This is a genomic window from Marinovum sp. 2_MG-2023 (assembly GCF_030548265.1).
Taxonomy (GTDB): domain Bacteria; phylum Pseudomonadota; class Alphaproteobacteria; order Rhodobacterales; family Rhodobacteraceae; genus Marinovum.
The window spans coordinates 1-17,707 of sequence record NZ_JAUOSD010000023.1; the positions used below are offsets into that span (position 1 = coordinate 1).

Annotated in this window: 16 protein-coding genes, 1 tRNA gene and 1 pseudogene; 11 read left to right on the forward strand and 7 right to left on the reverse strand. The window is 58.0% G+C overall.

Features of this window, described 5'->3' with window-relative positions:
- Positions 1 to 84: 84 nt before the first annotated feature.
- Positions 85 to 1,368 (forward strand): annotated as a pseudogene (locus Q4577_RS19340) (IS1182 family transposase); the annotation flags it as partial.
- Between the two features lie 344 nt (positions 1,369 to 1,712).
- Here the strand turns inward: Q4577_RS19340 and Q4577_RS19345 are convergent.
- Entirely contained in the window at positions 1,713 to 4,169 is a 2,457-nt protein-coding gene (locus tag Q4577_RS19345) for a P-loop NTPase fold protein (protein ID WP_303472106.1), read from the reverse strand.
- A 690-nt stretch (positions 4,170 to 4,859) separates the two neighbouring features.
- Positions 4,860 to 4,936: transfer RNA gene (locus Q4577_RS19350), tRNA-Ile, on the reverse strand.
- A gap of 308 nt (positions 4,937 to 5,244) precedes the next feature.
- On the opposite strand from Q4577_RS19350, the gene purM reads away from it, so the two are divergent.
- The 3 genes from purM (at position 5,245) to rnd (ending at position 8,114) form a co-directional block, all read left to right on the forward strand.
- On the forward strand, positions 5,245 to 6,294 hold the full coding sequence (purM, locus tag Q4577_RS19355) for a phosphoribosylformylglycinamidine cyclo-ligase (protein ID WP_303472104.1): 1,050 nt from the start codon (positions 5,245 to 5,247) through the stop codon (positions 6,292 to 6,294).
- Complete coding sequence (gene purN, locus Q4577_RS19360; protein ID WP_303472102.1) at positions 6,291 to 6,863, forward strand: phosphoribosylglycinamide formyltransferase; 573 nt, start codon at positions 6,291 to 6,293, stop codon at positions 6,861 to 6,863. Before purM ends, purN begins: the two co-directional genes overlap by 4 nt.
- A 90-nt stretch (positions 6,864 to 6,953) precedes the next feature.
- Positions 6,954 to 8,114 (forward strand): ribonuclease D, encoded by a 1,161-nt coding sequence (gene rnd, locus Q4577_RS19365; protein ID WP_244686743.1) that lies wholly within the window; start codon positions 6,954 to 6,956, stop codon positions 8,112 to 8,114.
- Positions 8,115 to 8,191: 77 nt separating this feature from the next.
- On the opposite strand, the gene Q4577_RS19370 is transcribed toward rnd, so the two are convergent.
- Complete coding sequence (locus Q4577_RS19370; RefSeq protein ID WP_303472100.1) at positions 8,192 to 8,704, reverse strand: hypothetical protein; 513 nt, start codon at positions 8,702 to 8,704, stop codon at positions 8,192 to 8,194.
- Positions 8,705 to 8,825: 121 nt separating this feature from the next.
- Here Q4577_RS19370 and Q4577_RS19375 point away from each other — a divergent pair, with 121 nt between their 5' ends.
- A complete protein-coding gene (locus tag Q4577_RS19375; protein WP_303472098.1) occupies positions 8,826 to 9,236 on the forward strand; it encodes a SufE family protein in 411 nt (136 codons plus the stop codon).
- A gap of 154 nt (positions 9,237 to 9,390) precedes the next feature.
- On the opposite strand, the gene ssb is transcribed toward Q4577_RS19375, so the two are convergent.
- Positions 9,391 to 9,891, reverse strand: a complete 501-nt coding sequence (gene ssb, locus Q4577_RS19380; protein WP_280520511.1) for a single-stranded DNA-binding protein — start codon at positions 9,889 to 9,891, stop codon at positions 9,391 to 9,393.
- Positions 9,892 to 10,124: 233 nt separating this feature from the next.
- Here ssb and Q4577_RS19385 point away from each other — a divergent pair, with 233 nt between their 5' ends.
- On the forward strand, positions 10,125 to 10,673 hold the full coding sequence (locus Q4577_RS19385) for a lytic transglycosylase domain-containing protein (protein WP_303472096.1): 549 nt from the start codon (positions 10,125 to 10,127) through the stop codon (positions 10,671 to 10,673).
- A 4-nt stretch (positions 10,674 to 10,677) separates the two neighbouring features.
- Here Q4577_RS19385 and thpR read toward each other — a convergent pair whose 3' ends face one another.
- The 3 genes from thpR to miaA form a co-directional block, all read right to left on the reverse strand.
- Entirely contained in the window at positions 10,678 to 11,250 is a 573-nt protein-coding gene (thpR, locus tag Q4577_RS19390; protein WP_303472094.1) for an RNA 2',3'-cyclic phosphodiesterase, read from the reverse strand.
- 9 nt (positions 11,251 to 11,259) lie between these two features.
- Positions 11,260 to 12,228 carry an AraC family transcriptional regulator gene (locus Q4577_RS19395; RefSeq protein ID WP_303472092.1) on the reverse strand — a complete coding sequence of 323 codons (969 nt, stop codon included), beginning with the start codon at positions 12,226 to 12,228 and terminating at the stop codon, positions 11,260 to 11,262.
- 142 nt (positions 12,229 to 12,370) lie between these two features.
- The gene (gene miaA, locus Q4577_RS19400; protein WP_303472110.1) at positions 12,371 to 13,228 is read right to left on the reverse strand and encodes a tRNA (adenosine(37)-N6)-dimethylallyltransferase MiaA; all 858 of its coding nucleotides are present in this window, start codon (positions 13,226 to 13,228) and stop codon (positions 12,371 to 12,373) included.
- A 145-nt stretch (positions 13,229 to 13,373) separates the two neighbouring features.
- On the opposite strand from miaA, the gene pyrH reads away from it, so the two are divergent.
- The 5 genes from pyrH (at position 13,374) to dxr (ending at position 17,701) form a co-directional block, all read left to right on the forward strand.
- Entirely contained in the window at positions 13,374 to 14,129 is a 756-nt protein-coding gene (pyrH, locus tag Q4577_RS19405; RefSeq protein ID WP_303472090.1) for a UMP kinase, read from the forward strand.
- Between the two features lie 204 nt (positions 14,130 to 14,333).
- Positions 14,334 to 14,897, forward strand: coding sequence for a ribosome recycling factor (gene frr / locus Q4577_RS19410; RefSeq protein WP_244686733.1), 564 nt, complete (start codon positions 14,334 to 14,336; stop codon positions 14,895 to 14,897).
- A 96-nt stretch (positions 14,898 to 14,993) separates the two neighbouring features.
- Positions 14,994 to 15,728 carry an isoprenyl transferase gene (locus Q4577_RS19415; protein WP_303472088.1) on the forward strand — a complete coding sequence of 245 codons (735 nt, stop codon included), beginning with the start codon at positions 14,994 to 14,996 and terminating at the stop codon, positions 15,726 to 15,728.
- A 3-nt stretch (positions 15,729 to 15,731) separates the two neighbouring features.
- A complete protein-coding gene (locus Q4577_RS19420; RefSeq protein WP_303472086.1) occupies positions 15,732 to 16,526 on the forward strand; it encodes a phosphatidate cytidylyltransferase in 795 nt (264 codons plus the stop codon).
- Positions 16,523 to 17,701: a 1-deoxy-D-xylulose-5-phosphate reductoisomerase gene (dxr, locus tag Q4577_RS19425; RefSeq protein WP_303472084.1), complete on the forward strand. Its 1,179-nt coding sequence runs from the start codon at positions 16,523 to 16,525 to the stop codon at positions 17,699 to 17,701. The genes Q4577_RS19420 and dxr overlap by 4 nt, the downstream gene beginning before the upstream one ends.
- Positions 17,702 to 17,707: the final 6 nt, after the last annotated feature.

Consider the following 17,707-nt stretch of genomic DNA (forward strand, 5'->3'; position numbering starts at 1 on the left):
CAGACGCGGAAGCCGAATACCCAGATTCAACCTGCAGACTCTCATTATGAATGAGGGACCAGCAGGGGGCAGGTCAACCGCTTCGTCGATTTGACTGACGTCCGCGCCTATCTGGCGGATTTCTACAGCCACACGGGCCGTCCATCCGTCGATCCCGAGTTGCTGATCCGCATGCTTCTGGTCGGCTATTGCTTCGGCATCCGGTCGGAACGGCGGCTTTGCGAAGAAGTGCATCTGAACCTCGCCTATCGGTGGTTTTGTCGGCTTGATCTGAGCGACCGGGTTCCGGATCACTCAACCTTTTCCAAGAACCGCCACGGTCGGTTTCGAGAAAGCGAACTGCTGCGGCACCTGTTCGAGACGACTGTCGCCCTGTGTATCCAAGAAGGTCTGGTCAGCGGCCAGCGCATGGCGATTGATGCCAGCCTGATCGAAGCCGATGCGAACAAGCAGAACTCCACGCCGAAGGAGAACTGGGACGCGGGACAAATCGATCCCGCCGATGCGCCCCGCGCCGTGCGCGAGTATCTCGACACCCTGGACGAGGCCGCTTTTGGCGCCGCCAGCGAGGTGCAACCCAAGTTCACCTCGCGTTCTGATCCCGCAAGCCAATGGACAGCGGCCCTTAAAGGCCCTGCATTCTTCAGCTATTCCGACAATTATCTCATCGACACGGATCATGGTGTCATCTTGGATGTGGAACCCACCCGCTCCATCCGGCAAGCCGAGGTCGGGTCGACAAAGACCATGTTGAAGCGGGTCAAGGAGAAGTTCGACCTGCATCCCGAACGCCTGATCGCTGACACGGCCTATGGCACCGGACCGATGCTGGGTTGGCTGGTTGAACGCAAGATTAACCCGCACATCCCCGTCTTCGACAAATCTGGCCGCAGCGACGGCACCTGGAGCCGAGGTGACTTCGAGTGGGACGCAGAGAACGACGAATACATCTGCCCCGAGGGCCAAGAGCTGAAGCAGTTCCGGCGAAACTATTCCGATCCGAACCGAGGGCCGACCGGACAGGGCAGAACCAAATACCGTGCCCTAAAACTGACCTGCCAGACTTGCCCGTCCAAGGCGAAATGCTGCCCGAATGCAGACGCCAGATCGATCACCCGCGAAGAACACGAAGACGCCCGCCAAATAGCCCGAGACATCGCTAAGACCAAGCAATACGATATCTCCATGAAGCTCCGGAAGAAGGTCGAGATGCTCTTCGCGCACCTCAAGCGCATCCTCGGCCTCGGAAGGCTCCGATTACGTGGCCCATGCGGTGCAAATGACGAATTCCTCCTCGCCGCAACCGCCCAAAACATCCGCAAATTGGCCAAGATCTTTCCTGCACCGCAGCAGACGCGCACAGCCTGATAGGAAAGGCGCTCGCGCCCAACTCAAGCAACGAAATTCTGCGCCCGCGAACGGGTGTTTTTCCGCGGAATCGGCGGAAAGTGGACCTTCGCTGCGCCAATCGCGAACGGCAGCATTGCGCAGGTAGCTGCCGCTTCAAAGCTGCGAAGTGTCGGAGCCCTCAGAACAACGGCCCTAGGCAGAAGGTCGCGCCCGCCACGGCGAAGGTCCCGAGAGAACCCATACCTTTCCGGCGTGCCGGGCTCAGCATCGGCCGGAGAACATCCTAAGCGGTGTGCTAGGTCGCCGCAGGATGGTAGAGTTACGAGTGGGAAACGGGAACAGTGATTGTGTGAAAGTGACCATCACGAATCGCCGTAGTTCTTAACAGCGGATTGGACAATTCGATCACAATTCGCATCCAGGTTGGGCTTAACATCTCGAAGTGGACTGCCAAGCCATTCGGCTGGAAGTCCACGTCTAGCCGCCTCGTCTGAAATGGCTGAGTATCGATCTATCAAGTGCTCGAAGAAAATTTTAACTCTATCAACTCTCTTTTGAATTTTTTCGGTCGTCTTTCTGATTCTGAACACTTCATCGGTTTCGGCGCGCAGTTCGTGCCACAATGCTTCATCTTCAATAAAAGTATCCATACTAGTATTCTCCACAAAAACAAAATTTGAAATAAGATTCCTTATCACAAAGCCACCAAGACGAGATGGAATAAATTCGGCCTCAAAATTTGCCGGTCCATGCGAGACTGTGAAGATATAGCGCGCGCGACAGAGGTCGTCCAAAACTTTAAGCGTAATGTCAGGGGCGAACCCAATATCTAGAAAGATATTACGAATTTTTTCCCCGCTTACGGCTTCAAAATTTTTTCGAGCCGCGTGGTTTGCCAAGCCATGCAACAGGAAAATTCGGAGCATTTGCGCGCTCGACATATCTAGTTTCGCGTCAAATGGATTCGCGATTGGACTATACTCCTCAGAGTATACTGATCGGCTACCGATCATGATGGCGCGCATGGCTTCGTGCTCTGGGAGCTTATAGGTTCCATGCCTTTGATAGAGCTGAACCGCACGACCAGTAGCACTATATCCATTCCTTAGAAAGTCCCGTGTGATCCGAAGGGAAAAGCGAATGTCTCCGGTTGAAAATAGTGAAATTGAGTTGGCGACTTCTGTACCCATAACGGATTCGATAAGTAAGTCGGCGATAACAGATGCGTCGTCTAGAACAATTTCTTTTCCGTCCTCACTGGTGAAATTCACCGATTTGCCCTTTAAGAGTTCCTTGGCAATCGAGAATCTTTTGGACAACACAGAGGTCACATCAGGCGGCTCAACGCTGATCGGCTCGAAGTCAAAGGCATCAAATATTGGCAAACCCCTATTCCTGAAGTAGGTGTTATCCCTCATGGCCAAGATAATATTGCACTTGAGACGTCTGGATATAGCGATTCCGTTGGAGAAAATATCATCCTGAATCTGCTCATCTTCGAATTGATCTATATTATCGAGCACTAAGAAAATAGCCGCATTCTCGGCGGCGTAGGAAATAACCTTCTCAACATATGGTCGCTTCTGCTCATAGTCCTTCTGCAATATTTCAGCTATTTTGAGATTCACTTCACGCTCATCTCCAGCAAGGAGCGCGAGTGGCCCTTTCTTCAATGAGGATATCTCCGACTTGTAGGCATGTTTAAGACACCTATCATAGTCCGACAAAAATGGGTCATCCATTATGTATTGAAAGAGTTCAGAAATTATGAATTCGGAAGCGTTTTCAGACCGGCCGAAGTTTCGAAAGTCGACCTGTATCCAGTGGGGGTAAGGCTCGCCATCCTTCCTGGTAAAGTATTCACGGTTCGTCACTAGATGCGTGTGGTGAATGAAGGTAGTTTTTCCGGAACCAACGGGGCCAAGTATCAGAAGTGCTACTGGCTTGGCCTTGGCGGCTGCCGCGCGAATTCTGTCGCTCACTTGTGTTCTGCCGCCGGACGTCATACCCTTAACTGGTGCCAGCTTGCTCGCCGATCTTCGACGATGGATGTGCATTCCTATCCGTTTATCGTATTTTGTTCGGTCTGGAGTTTCCACGTAGCTTTTTTGAAACAAATCTATATCTGAAACAGTTATGTCCTCAGAAAACGCTGTCTCTATTTCATTGCTGATCACGTGATATACGCTGTTTCGCTTGAACTTTGTAAATGGTTGGTCTATATATTGATTTAATTTTCGCTCAATCAACTGATCTTCGCGACGTCCCAGTAGCTCATTATCAAGTGACCCCGAAATGACCGCTCCCCTTGAAAGCAATGAGTAGAACTCATCTAAATCATCTCTCAAAGCACTTTCGATTGTCGGAAATATTATGGCGGTAGAGCGATCAAACCTTACCCCGTCGTTCCTCAGCGCCGGGAATATAATCCATTGATTCCCGTTTGTGACTACAGCGAACTGCACGCTGAGTTTTCGGCAATAATCTCGTGCCTGAATAATAGCGTCGCCGGTTTCACCAGAGACGAGACGCCTATTGAGGGATTCCTTTCGCTTTGTCGGGACAGTAAGCTCCGCGCGGCCGATCTTTTTAGCTTCAATTACAAACGAGGAGAACCCAGTTCTGACGACGTAATCAGCGTATTCTACACCCCCGTCCTCAGACACATGCTGCTCGACGGTTACGTCATCATGTGTCCAATCAAGGATTTCAAACAAGACTCTATCGATAAGCTTCAACCGTGTTTCAGCTTCGTTTGCCTCATATAGGCGGAGCTTCTCGAAACGCTCGTATATACGGTTTGCTACGTCTTTTTGCATGTCGATCAACTTACCTCAGGCGCGTTGGGGTGGAGGGCCTAGTCCAAGAGAGTTCGGGAAGAGTTGTGGCTATCATTTGCGATAATGATGCAATGCAAGATCTTCTTTCGCAAGTTACACTTTCAACGTTATCAAGGGCACCTAATGCAAGGCCTTTTAGGGTCTTTTCAGCCAGATCGAGACTGCTCTCCACGATCCACTTGATGCGCACCTCAATCGCTCATGAACCACACTGCGCGGAACCGCTCTCGCCCTACATATCGGCGGACAATGTCCACTTTGGGCTGCCTGCGGTCCTTCGATTCGCCGCGCACGAAGTACCGCTGTGGGCCGCAAGCTGACTGCCAGACTGCGCTTATGGTTCTCGGTGAAAGTGCTAATCACACTCAGCATAGTACCTATCCGAATACTTCGGCCAGTCCCGTGCGTGCCCGGTCCGCACCATTTCACAGGCCAGGTCACGCCCGTCTGACAGCTCACACCGCGCGAAGACTCGGCTATTGCGGTCAAAATGGGGTTTCTTTTGCGCGGAATGAATAGGCCTGATTCGAAATGCTACCTGTTGGGCATGGGTTCAAAATTGCAGCAAAAACGTGTGACACCTTGCTTGTAACCCATTGACACACAATAGGCGGGATTTTCCCGCCGTGTGACACCTTGGCGTTGATATCATTGGTTTTTTTGGGAAGATGGTAGGCCCGGCAGGACTTGAACCCGCAACCAAAGCGTTATGAGCGCTCTGCTCTAACCAATTGAGCTACAGGCCCGCCTGAGGGTGATCTACCAGAAGGATACGGCAGGTCAAGTCGGCATGTCGGCTGGTGGAATTGCGCGGGGCTTTGGTGCGGCTGGGGTGCTGGGCATGATCGTTGCGTTTCAATTTGGGACAGGCGCGTGGCACAGGAAACGGGCAGGGCCCACGTGGTGGCCGCGAAATTCACTCAAATTCCCCGCGATACCCCATGCGCCGGGGCCAGATTTGTGGTCCAAAAGGGCGCTCTGTCATAGGATGCGTTGTCATCCAGGCCCAGTTGGTCTATCGCGGCGCACAAACTCAGCAAACGGGATCCGACACATGAGCACATCTCCCAAGAATGGTCTGACTTATAGCCAGGCAGGTGTTGACATTGATGCCGGCAATGCGCTGGTCGAACGGATCAAACCGGCGGCCAAACGCACGACGCGCCCCGGTGTGATGTCGGGTCTTGGCGGATTTGGCGCGCTGTTTGATTTGAAAGCGGCCGGGTATGAAGATCCGATCCTGGTTGGGGCGACCGATGGGGTTGGCACCAAATTGCGGATCGCGATTGACACAGGCGAGGTTGACGGCGTCGGCATTGATCTGGTGGCGATGTGCGTCAATGATCTGGTCTGTCAGGGTGCAGAGCCGCTGTTCTTTCTCGACTATTTTGCCACGGGCAAACTGGAATTGGACATTGCCGCGCGCATTGTCGAGGGCATTGCCGAGGGCTGTGTGCGGTCCGGCTGTGCGCTGATTGGTGGCGAGACTGCGGAAATGCCGGGAATGTACCCGGAAGGTGATTTCGATCTGGCTGGCTTCGCGGTTGGTGCGATGGAACGCGGCGCGGCGCTGCCTGCCGATGTTGCGGTGGGCGATGTGCTGCTTGGCTTGGCAAGTGACGGCGTGCATTCCAACGGCTATTCTCTGGTGCGAAAGGTCGTTGAATTGTCCGGTCTGGGCTGGAACGACGATTGCCCCTGGGCCGAGGGCACGTTGGGCGCGGCGCTTTTGGCGCCCACGCGGCTTTATGTGAAATCCACCCTTGCGGCGGTGCGCTCTGGCGGCGTGCATGCCCTGGCGCATATCACCGGCGGCGGGCTGACCGAAAACCTTCCGCGCGTGTTGAACGCGGGGCAGGGTGCTGCGATCGACCTTGATGCCTGGGATTTGCCGCCTGTGTTTGCATGGCTGGCGGAACATGGCGGGCTGGCGCCCAGCGAAATGTTGAAAACTTTCAACTCTGGCATTGGAATGGTGCTGGTGGTGGCGCCGGACCGGGCCGAGGCTGTGACCGCCTTGCTGGCCGAGGCCGGGGAAACCGTGCATCAGCTTGGGCATGTCACCGAGGGCGACAGCGTGACCTATACCGGGACGCTTGCATGAGCCTTCGGGTTGCCATCCTGATTTCCGGTGGTGGGTCGAACATGGTCACGCTGGTCGACAGCATGACCGGCGACCATCCCGCGCGACCCTGTCTTGTGCTGTCGAACAAGGCGGATGCTGGCGGGTTGGACAAGGCGCGTGCGCGCGGCATTGCCACGGCGGTTGTCGATCACCGCCCCTTTGGCAAGGACCGCGCCGCGTTCGAGGCAGAGGTGCAAAAGGCGCTGGAGGCCGCACAGCCCGACATTATCTGTCTGGCCGGGTTCATGCGGGTTCTGACCGCAGATTTCGTGACCCGCTGGCAGGGGCGGATGCTGAACATTCACCCGTCGCTTTTGCCAAAGTACAAAGGCCTGCACACCCACGCCCGGGCGATCGAGGCTGGCGATTCCGAGGCCGGTTGTTCCGTGCATCTGGTCACGCCAGAGCTGGATGACGGCCCGGTTCTGGGGCAGGCACGGGTCGAAATCCGGGCCGATGACACGCCGGTAACACTGGCAGAACGGGTTCTGGTCGAAGAACATCGCCTTTACCCAGATGTGCTGCGCGCCTTTGCCGGGCAATTGTAACATTCGCAATACACTACCGGCTTTTCATCCTGACATGATGCCCCTATGGTCGTGGAAACGGGAGCGCAAAAAAACCAGAAAAGAGCGCCTATGCGGATCATCACGACGACTGAGGAATTGGCAGAGTTCTGCTCTGCTGCGCGTCAGGAACCCTATGTCACGGTCGACACGGAATTCCTGCGTGAACGGACCTACTTTTCCAAACTCTGCCTGGTGCAGATGGCCATGCCGGGCACCGACGACAGCAATGCGGCGCTGATTGATCCGCTGGTCGAAGGTCTGTCGCTGGAACCGATGTACGAGCTGTTTCGCGATGAAAACGTCGTCAAGGTGTTTCACGCCGCGCGGCAGGATCTTGAAATCTTTCAGGTCGATGCCGGCGTCATTCCGAAACCGCTGTTCGACACCCAGATTGCCGCCATGGTCTGTGGATTCGGCGAACAGGTCGGATATGAAAAACTGGTGCGCTCCATCGCCCGCAAAGGTGTGGACAAGACATCGCGTTTCACCGATTGGTCGCGTCGCCCATTGAGCGAAGCGCAACAGGTCTATGCCTTGGCCGATGTCACGCATTTGCGCCAAATCTATGAATTTCTTGCCAAAAAACTGGAAAAGACCGGTCGCGCCCCTTGGGTGAAAGAAGAATTGGCAATTCTGGAAGACCCGGAAACCTATATCGTGCGCCCGGAAGATGCGTGGAAACGCGTCAAGACGCGGACCACCACACCGAAGTTCCTGGCAATTGTGCGCGAGCTGGCAAGGTTCCGCGAATCCTATGCCCAGGCCAAGGATGTGCCGCGCAATCGGGTCTATAAGGATGATGCGATGCTGGAGCTGGCCTCGACCAAGCCGGCCAATGCATCCGATCTTAGCCGGTCGCGGCTTTTGCTGCGCGAGGCCCGCCGTGGCGAGATCGCCGAAGGTATCCTTGCGGCGGTTGCGGCCGGGGTGGCCTGTCCGGCAGAAGACATGCCGAAACTGGACCGCACGCGCGACAAATTGCAGGTCAACCCGGCGCTGGCCGATCTTTTGCGGGTGCTGCTGAAAGCCAAGACCGAGACCAACGATGTCGCCCCGCGCCTTGTGGCGCCTGCGGCGGATCTCGATGCTTTGGCGGCGGGATTGCGCGACGTGGGCGCGCTGCATGGCTGGCGGTTTGACGTGTTTGGACGCGATGCGCTGCGCCTGTGTGATGGCACGGTGGCGTTGGCGGTCAAAGGCAATTCGGTCGAGATCGTCGATATCGGTTAACCTGTTTGAAATCGGTTAACCGATGGTCGATGTCGGGCGCTCAATATGAGCGGCGTTGAATCGGGGCGGGCCGCGTTTTAGCGGCGCGCCGTGCGCACGTTGTTTTCTGCGATAACCTTGATCGTGCTAATCCCCGCCAGATCCTGATCGGTGACATTGGTGGCGGCGGTGACGCTGCGCACATGTGCATTGCCCCAACCCCGACCGGCCGTTGGTTGAACCGCCCGAAGACTGAAAGCCAGAACTGTCGTGTCTTCCTCTTCTTCGCGCACCAGTTCCACGTCGTAACTGCCGATCGAATGGAAGACGCCGGTCACCTCGATCACCGCGCCGCCGGGCACGCGCCGAATGTGCAATTCGCTGACTTCCTGCACCAATGTGCCGGTATATTCCGGCTCTTCCGCCGGGTCGAGCACGGAGCGGCGTGACGGGATCAGCGGATTGACCGCTTCGGCATCGGCGGGCGCGGCCACTGGCGCCGACGACGACCGACCAAACCAGTTAAATGGATTGTAACGCGACTCGTTCACCGAGGCACAGCCCGCCACAGACGTGGCCATGACCAATGTTACCAGAACCAGTTTGCGCATTGGGTCAGTCTCCCTTTCATTCCCAACCGGGTTAGCGCATTGGCGCGGCGTTGAAAAGCAATTGCGACTGGACCTTTGCGTCCTGGCTTCATAGGTGAAGGAAACCAGCATCGGAGGGACCATGGCCAGCGCCGCGTTCGAAGAGATTGTCGAAGATTTCGAATTCCTGGAAGATTGGGAAGACCGCTATCGGCACGTCATAGAGATGGGCCGGGCGATGACGCCATTGGATGACGCGTTGAAGGTGCCCGCGACCAAGGTCGACGGCTGTGCATCACAGGTCTGGCTGCACACCCGGCCAGAGGGCGGTGTGTTTCAATTTGACGGCGACAGTGATGCGATGATTGTGCGCGGTCTGATCGCGGTGTTGCGGGCGCTTTATAACGGCGTGGCACTGGCGGATGTGGCGGCGGTTGATGCGGCGGGGGAATTTGCCCGTCTGGGATTGCAGGACAACCTGTCAGCGCAGCGGTCCAATGGGCTTCGCGCCATGATCCAACGCATCCGCGAGCGCGCAGCCGAGGCCGCCTGACACCGCCAAGGTCGGCAAACCGGGGGGCAGCGGGGGCAGGACCCGAACCGGCATATTGCCATCGCTTTCCTGCAAAAACAGAAAATGCGGGTCGATTATCAAATCGGCCCGCACCTCGTTTCAAACTTATATCAAATCGACGGTAGTTTTCCGATCAGAACGGAATCTCGTCGTCGATGTCGCGGCTCGGCATGTTTCCGCTGGTCTTGGGGCCGCTGTCATACCCTGTGTCGCGGGGACCAGAGTCATAGTTGCGATCATAGCCGCCGGGATCGCTTGGGCCTTGGTTGCCGCCGGGGCCTTCGCGACCGTCCAGCATGGTCAGCGTGCTGCCAAACCCCTGAAGCACGACCTCGGTGGAATACCGGTCCTGACCGGATTGATCCTGCCACTTGCGGGTTTGCAATTGGCCTTCGATGTAAACCTTTGAACCTTTGCGCAAATATTGCTCGGCAACCCGCACCAGACCTTCGGAAAAAATCGCCACCCGATGCCATTCGGTGCGTTCACGGCGTTCACCGGTGTTGCGATCTTTCCAGTTTTCGGACGTGGCAACCGTCAGGTTGCACACCTTGCCGCCATTCTGAAAATTGCGCACCTCGGGGTCGCGCCCGAGATTTCCGATAAGAATGACTTTGTTGACTGACCCGGCCATGATGCCCCCAAATACGCGTATTGATTGCGCCGCGAATGCGAATCCGGCGGCGATGTGACGTGCACATTACCCCAGCTTGGCCGGGTTAAAAACTGCCTATGACCCATTGGTCTGGTCGAATCCGAAAAAATGCCTATATTGCCCGCAACGTTTTCCAGGATGGAACGATTTTCAATACGACCAGGACGGAATGTATGCACAGGTTCTTTTGTTTGATTTTTTGTGCAGCGCTGATGCCTGCCGGGGCGTTCGCCGAAACGATTTCTTCCAAGGGCAATCCATCGCTGTTTCGGTCGAAGACCGGTCTGCTGGATCGGCGCGCATCGCAGCAATACAACAATTCGATTCGCCTGCAACCGCCCAAGGTGGTGACGCCGACAAAATGGGACACGCAGACCCCGAAATATGCCGGCAAGTACAAGGGCGTCTATTCCACCATGGCGCGGACTGCGGCGCGCCGTCATGGTGTGCCAGAGGATCTGTTCCTGCGATTGGTGCAGCAGGAAAGCGGCTGGAACCCCACCGCCGAGAGTCACAAAGGCGCCTTTGGTCTGGCCCAGCTGATGCCCGCGACGGCACGCGCGCTGGGGGTGGATCACAAGGATCCGAAACAGAATCTTGAGGGCGGTGCACGTTACCTCAAACAACAATACAAAAAATTTGGCTCCTGGCGGCTGGCGCTGGCCGCCTATAACGCCGGTCCGGGGGCGGTGTCGAAATACGGGGGCGTGCCGCCGTACAAAGAGACCAAGAACTATGTGAAGATCATCTGGGGCAGCTAAGCCCCTATTCTTCGTGCCAAATATCCGTCGGCACGGTCTGGAACGGATACCGGCCCAACATGTCATAGACCGGTGCCGCACCCCCGAGGGTGGAGTGCATCAATGTCATTTCTTCCACTGTGAAGTGCGGAATGTGGCGCGCGGCCTGCGTGGCTATGAGCGGTTGGATCTCGTCAGCGACATGGGCGGGCGGGCGCGCCCCAAAGCGGACCAATGTCACATGTGGTTTGAAGGTCTGGCGTTGCGGCGGCAGACCGGCCAGACGCGCCGCCGCGTGAACCGCGCGGTGTATCTGGGCCAATTCCGGGCTGAGGTGCACCGCCGCCACCAACAGCCGGGGTTTGGTGCTGCCAAACAGATCCAGCCCGGCGAATGTCACATCAAACGGCCAAGCACGGATGTCGTCCAATGCCGCATCCAGATCGGCCAGCATCCCCGGTGCAACATCGGCAAAGAAGCCCAGCGTGATATGCATCTGGTGCAGTGCCACCTGATGCCCAGCCCGCAATTGGTCCTGAAGCCCACCCAGATGGTCGCAAACCGCGTCAGGAATGGGCAGCGCCACAAAAAGTCGCATGTCTGACCCCTAGCGTCCCGAACCCTGGTGGCGGAACACCGGCGCGGTGCCGGGATGTTGTGGCGGCTTTGCGGCGGGGTTCATCGCGCGGCGCAGCGATGAGGGGGTCTTGCCGGTGTGATTCTGAATGAAACGGGTGAAATAGGCGGCAGAGCCAAAGCCCAGATGTTTCGCCACGTTCTGGACCGGTGGGTCAGGCTGCGCCAGCAGGGTCCGCGCCGCATGCAGCACCCGCGCGGTCAAGAGATCCGCCGCCGTCATTCCGGCGTTTTCGCGCAACACCCGCGTCAGATGGGTTGGGCTGACATCCAGCATCTCGGCAAAATCCGCCATGGAATGGCCGGCGCGATATTGCTCTTCCACCTGATCGGCGAACCGGCGGCTCAGACGCTGGCCGGCGGTTTCGCGTGTGGTCAGCGCCGGCGACACCCGGTCGGTGTCATCCAGCATCACCAGCATTTGCCGCCGCAACCACACCGCAGCCAGATTGAATTTCGCCAACAGCGCCTCGGCCTGAAGCGGTTGCGGATGTTGTAGTTCGCGTTGGATCATTTCCACAATGGCCGATAATTCCCCCTGCGCAGCGACATCGCGCATCCGCAGATGCTGTACCGTGTTTGGCAACAACCGGTGATCGCCATCGCGCAGGATCAATGCCTGGCCAAAACATTGGTTGCCGATTTCCAGCGAAAACTGGGCACCGGGCGGCAGGTAGATCACATTGTTTGCCCCAATGCCGCGTCGCAAACCGCGAATGGTGGCCCGACCCTGGCCCCGGGTGATCCAGATAAACATATGTTCGTCGCGTGCATGGGGCAGGGCGATTTGCCAGGCCCCCTGTTGCGTCAACTGCGCCAGGGTCGACACCCGCAGCGGCAGCACCGCGTCACCCTGATTGGCCTCGGCTTCGGCGATATGCTTGGGCTGTTGCACGGTCACGGCAGGCGCTGGTCCTTCTGCTCGGCGGGTGTGTGGCATTTTCACCAGCCTGCCGCAGTGCAGCACGTCACGCAAGCTTGTCGTGGCAATCATACCGATTTAGCGGCGAAAATCAGTGAGGTCGGTCACCCATTGACCCGTCAGTTGCGCAGGATCTGCCCCACTTGGCTGGCCGGATGGCCTAGCCCAATGTCGCCGCATCAACCCCATGCCAATCCGCCATGCGCGACCGTAACCAGGTGCGTTGGCGTTTGGCAAATTGACAGGTGGCAATGGTGGCTTTTTCCCGCGCATCCGCCAGCGACATTTCGCCGTTCAAATGCGCAATAAGTTCCGGCGCGCCGATGGCCTTGGCGCTTAGCTGGGTCGGGTCCCAATGCGCCAGATTGGCCTGCGCTTCGTCCAGGGCGCCTTGTTCCAACATCAAATCAAACCGCCGTGCGATCCGCGCATTCAGCCAGTCGCGCTCGACATCCACACGCAGCGCCAGCGTATCGGCCAGCGGCAAAAGCGGCGGCGGCGTGTTGTCCTGCCAATGGGCAAGCCCGCGCCCGGTGGTTTTTTGCACCTCCCAGGCGCGCTGTACCCGCATGGGATTGCGTTGGTCGATGCGCGCGGCGGTTTCCGGGTCAAGATCCGCCAACAACGCGCCGTGGCCTTGGGCAATACGAATATGATCGGCGTCGCGGCGCACCTCGGGCGGGGTGAGCGGAATGTCGGCTAAACCTTTGGTCAGGGATGAAAAATAGAGCCCAGTGCCGCCGATGATAATCGGCCTGTCCGCGCCGTGCAGCAATGGGGCCACATCGCGCAGCCAATGCCCCACGGAATAGGGCGCATCCGCCGCCACATGGCCATAAAGCGCATGTCGTGCCCGTGCCAGATCGTTGTCATCCGGTCTTGCGGTCAGCACACGCCAATTTTCAAACACCTGAATCGCATCGGCATTAATGATCACACCGCCCAGCGTTTCGGCGATGGCCAGCGCAAGCGCCGATTTGCCGCTGGCGGTTGGCCCGACGATCAGGACAGGCCGCATCGGCGCCAGACCGGACAGCACGCCGGGCAATGTTTTTGATTTCTGTGCCACGATCACCTGGTTTCCGTCGATTGCTGCATTGAATTGCCCGCTGTTTTGCGACATTTTGCGCGCAATCTAGCTTTCCCCCAGACCGGAGTACACCATGACCGTCAGCCCCCCTGATGCGACCGCCGCCACGGCCGACAATGAAACCACGTATAAACGCGTGCTTCTGAAAATTTCCGGCGAGGCGCTGATGGGCGATCAGGGCTATGGCCTGCATCCGCCCACGGTACAGCGGATCGCCGAAGAAGTGAAATCGGTGCATGATCTCGGGGTCGAGATTTGCATGGTCATCGGTGGCGGCAATATCTTTCGCGGCTTGCAAGGGTCGGCGCAGGGGATGGAACGGACAACGGCCGATTATATGGGGATGTTGGCGACGGTGATGAACGCCCTGGGGATGCAGGCGGCACTAGAGGAGCTGGGCGTGTTCACGCGGGTGATTTCCGCCATTCCGATGGATCAGGTCTGTGAACCCTATATCCGCCGTCGCGCGGTGCGCCATTTGGAGAAGAAGCGGGTTTGCATCTTTGCCGCCGGCACCGGCAACCCCTATTTCACCACCGACACCGCGGCCACGTTGCGCGCCAATGAAATGTCCTGCGAGGCCATTTTCAAAGGCACCAAGGTCGATGGGGTCTATGACAAGGATCCGGTCAAACATGCGGATGCCAAACGCTATGACACCGTCAGCTATGACGAGGTGCTGCAAAAACACCTTGGGGTGATGGATGCCTCGGCGATTGCGCTGGCGCGGGACAATTCCCTGCCGATCATCGTGTTTTCGCTGGATGAACCGGGCGGGTTCCGCGGGATTTTGGCGGGCCGCGGCACCTATACCAAGGTTGGCGATTAACACCGCCCATCAAGCGGCCCGGGACCCGTCAAAAGGCGGCTGGGGCCGCGTTGTGCCATACCAATGCACGTTTGAAAGCCGTAACAATCTGTGCAAAACGGATAAGCCGGTGTATATCCCGGGTAAACGCGCCACGGGACAGTGAGACTGGGCACTGACACGGGGCCGCCCGACGGGGCCGCCAGACAGGAAAGAGAACAAGACATGTCCGACGATTTCATTCTTGATACCGACGATCTAGAACGCCGCATGGATGGCGCAATGGCCAGCCTGCGGACGGAATTCGCAAGCCTTCGTACCGGCCGGGCCTCGGCCTCGATGCTGGAACCGGTGATGGTCGATGCCTATGGCAGCGCGACCCCGATCAACCAGGTCGGCACCGTCAACGTGCCAGAGCCGCGCATGGTCACAATCAACGTCTGGGACAAGGGCCTGGTCGGCAAGGTTGAAAAGGCGATCCGCGAAAGCGGTCTGGGCATCAACCCGCAGCTGAATGGCACGATCATCATGCTGCCGATCCCCGAACTGAACGAGGAACGCCGCCGCGAACTAACCAAGGTTGCCGCGCAATACGCCGAAAGCGCACGGGTGTCGGTGCGCAACATTCGCCGCGACGGCATGGATCAGATCAAGAAGGCCAAGGCCGACGGCATGTCGGAAGATGACCAAAAGTTCTGGGAAGCCTCTGTGCAGGATCTGACAGATGCTTTCGTCAAAAAGGTGGATGAGGCGCTGGAAACCAAGCAAGCCGAAATCATGCAGGTCTAAGGTGAAGATTGGGCACCGACCAGTTTCGGCGGTGCCCAAAATCACACCCAGTTTCAGTTTCAGTAGACTTCCTTTTCGCCAATCAGGAGCCAGCCCATGGCGCGCGACGCAGACGACACGGACGAACACAAAGGTCCGCGCCACGTGGCGATCATCATGGATGGCAATGGCCGATGGGCGCAGATGCGCCACCGCCCGCGACTGTTCGGCCATCAGGCCGGCGCCCGCCGCGTGCGCGAGATTGTCGAAGCCTGTCCCGAATTCGGCGTGAAATACGTCACGATCTTTGCCTTCTCCACCGAAAACTGGAAACGCACGCAATCCGAAGTTGCCGGCCTGATGAGCCTGTTTCGCCGCTATATCCACAAGGAAATGCAGGCGTTTCGGCGCGAAAACGTGCAGGTCCGGTTTATCGGCGATCGGGTGCGGCTGGATGCCAAGCTGCGTGCCTTGATGGATGAGGCCGAGGAAATGACCGGCGATTGCACCGGCACCAATCTGACCATTGCATTGAATTATGGTGGTCGCGACGAGGTGGCCCGCGCCACCAAACGTCTGGCCCAGGACGTAAAGGCCGGCCGTCTCGACCCGGATAAAATAGACGAAGAAACCCTGCCAAAGTATTTGGATACCTATGTTTTGCCCGATCCCGATCTGGTGATCCGCACCAGCGGCGAGGCGCGAGTGTCGAATTTTCTGCTGTGGCAATCGGCCTATGCCGAATATGAATTCATCGACACGCTTTGGCCGGATTTTTCCGCCGAGGAATTTGGCCGGCTGGTGGGCGCTTATGGTAAACGCGACCGCCGTTTTGGCGCGGTCAAGGTCTGAGATATGGCGCGAAAAGGCGGGAATTGGGATGATCTGATCGTCCGTATCGGATCAGCCATTGTCATGGTGCTTGTCGGTGTTCTGGCAATTGTGCTGGGCGGTTGGTGGTTTCGCGGTCTGATGATTGTGGTCTGCGGCGCGATGGTTTGGGAATTGATCCGAATGATTGGCGGCGCACAGCGGGTTGCGCTGGCGGTGGGGGGGCTGTCGGGGGCGTGTCTGCTCTTGGCGGATATAACCCAGACGGCGGCCAGCTTTGGCCTTATGATCCTGCCCAGCCTGATCGGCCTGTTCCTGATTGCGGCGCATCGCGGCATTTTCCTGCTGTTCAGCCTGGCCATTCCATTGGCCGCATATGCCATGCTCGCCTTGCGCGGCGATTTTGGCCTGTCCTGGCTTTTGTGGCTGGTTCTGGTGGTGGTGGTGACCGATGTGGCCGGGTATTTTGCCGGCCGCCTGTTGGGCGGACCAAAGTTCTGGCCCAAGGTCAGCCCGAAAAAGACCTGGTCCGGTACGGCGGCGGGTTGGATCGGGGCAGGGGCGGTTGGTATGATTTACTGGCTTTCGGGGGCGTCGGGGCCAAGTGTGATCGCGATTTCGATGGCCGTGTCATTGGCTTCGCAATTGGGGGACATCGCCGAAAGCGCGGTCAAACGCCGGGTCGGCGTCAAGGATTCCTCTGGATTGATCCCCGGACATGGCGGTGTGCTGGATCGGTTTGACGGCATGTTGGGCGCGGCATTGTTTGTCTGTCTGATCGTCCAGATCGCAGATTTTCCGCCTGTTGGCATGCCATGAAACGGGTTTCGATTTTCGGCGCAACCGGCTCTATCGGCCAGAACACCATTGATCTGATTTCCCGTGACCGCGCCGGATATGAGGTCGTGGCCCTGACCGGTGGGCGCAATATTGCGCAATTGGCGGCGGATGCCCGAAAGCTGAACGCCAAGGTCGCCGTGACCGCGCATGACGACCTGTTGGAGGATCTGCGCGCCGCATTGGTCGGATCGGATGTCGTGGCCACCGCGGGCGCAACCGCATTGACCGAGGCCGCAGCCCGTCCCGCCGATTGGGTGATGTCGGCGATTGTTGGCGCGGCTGGCCTTGCACCGGGGTTGGCGGCGCTGGAACAGGGCGCGACATTGGCGCTGGCCAACAAGGAAAGCATGGTCTGCGCCGGGCGGTTGATGACCGAAACCGCCGCGACCCATGGCGCGCGAATCCTTCCGGTCGACAGCGAACATTCGGCGGTGTTCCAGGCCCTGATCGGCGAAGATATGGCGGCGGTCGAACGGGTGATCATCACCGCATCCGGCGGCGCGTTCCGCGATTGGCCGATCGAGGCGCTGGCCCATGCCACGCCCGCCCAGGCCGCGACCCATCCCAATTGGGACATGGGCCAGCGCATCACCATCGACAGCGCGTCAATGTTTAACAAGGCGCTGGAGGTCATTGAAACACATGAATTTTTTGATCTTGATCCCAGCCAGATAGAGGTGCTGGTGCATCCTGAAAGCATGATGCATGCGCTGGTTGGATTTCGCGACGGGGCCTTGATGGCGCATGTCGGCCCGCCGGATATGCGCCATGCCATCGGCTTTGCGCTGCATCATCCGGAACGCCGAGAATTGCCGGTGGCGCGGCTGGATCTGGCCCAGATTGCCACCCTGACCTTCCGCCCGCCGGACGAGGTCCGCTGGCCTGCGCTGCGGCTGGCGCGTGAGGTGATGCAGCAGGGCGGATTGAGCGGCGCGGTGTTCAACGCAGCCAAGGAACGCAGTCTCGATCGCTTCATCGCTGGCGACATCGGGTTTTGTGAAATGGCCGAGGTCGTCGAGGCCGTTCTCACCGAAATGTCAGGCCAATCCGGTCTCATTGACGCCGCAATGACCCTTGATAACGTGCGCCAAGTGGACCATTTGGCACGGCAAGAGGCCGATAAGGTCATCCGTGACCGCAAAATAAAGACATAAAAGGTA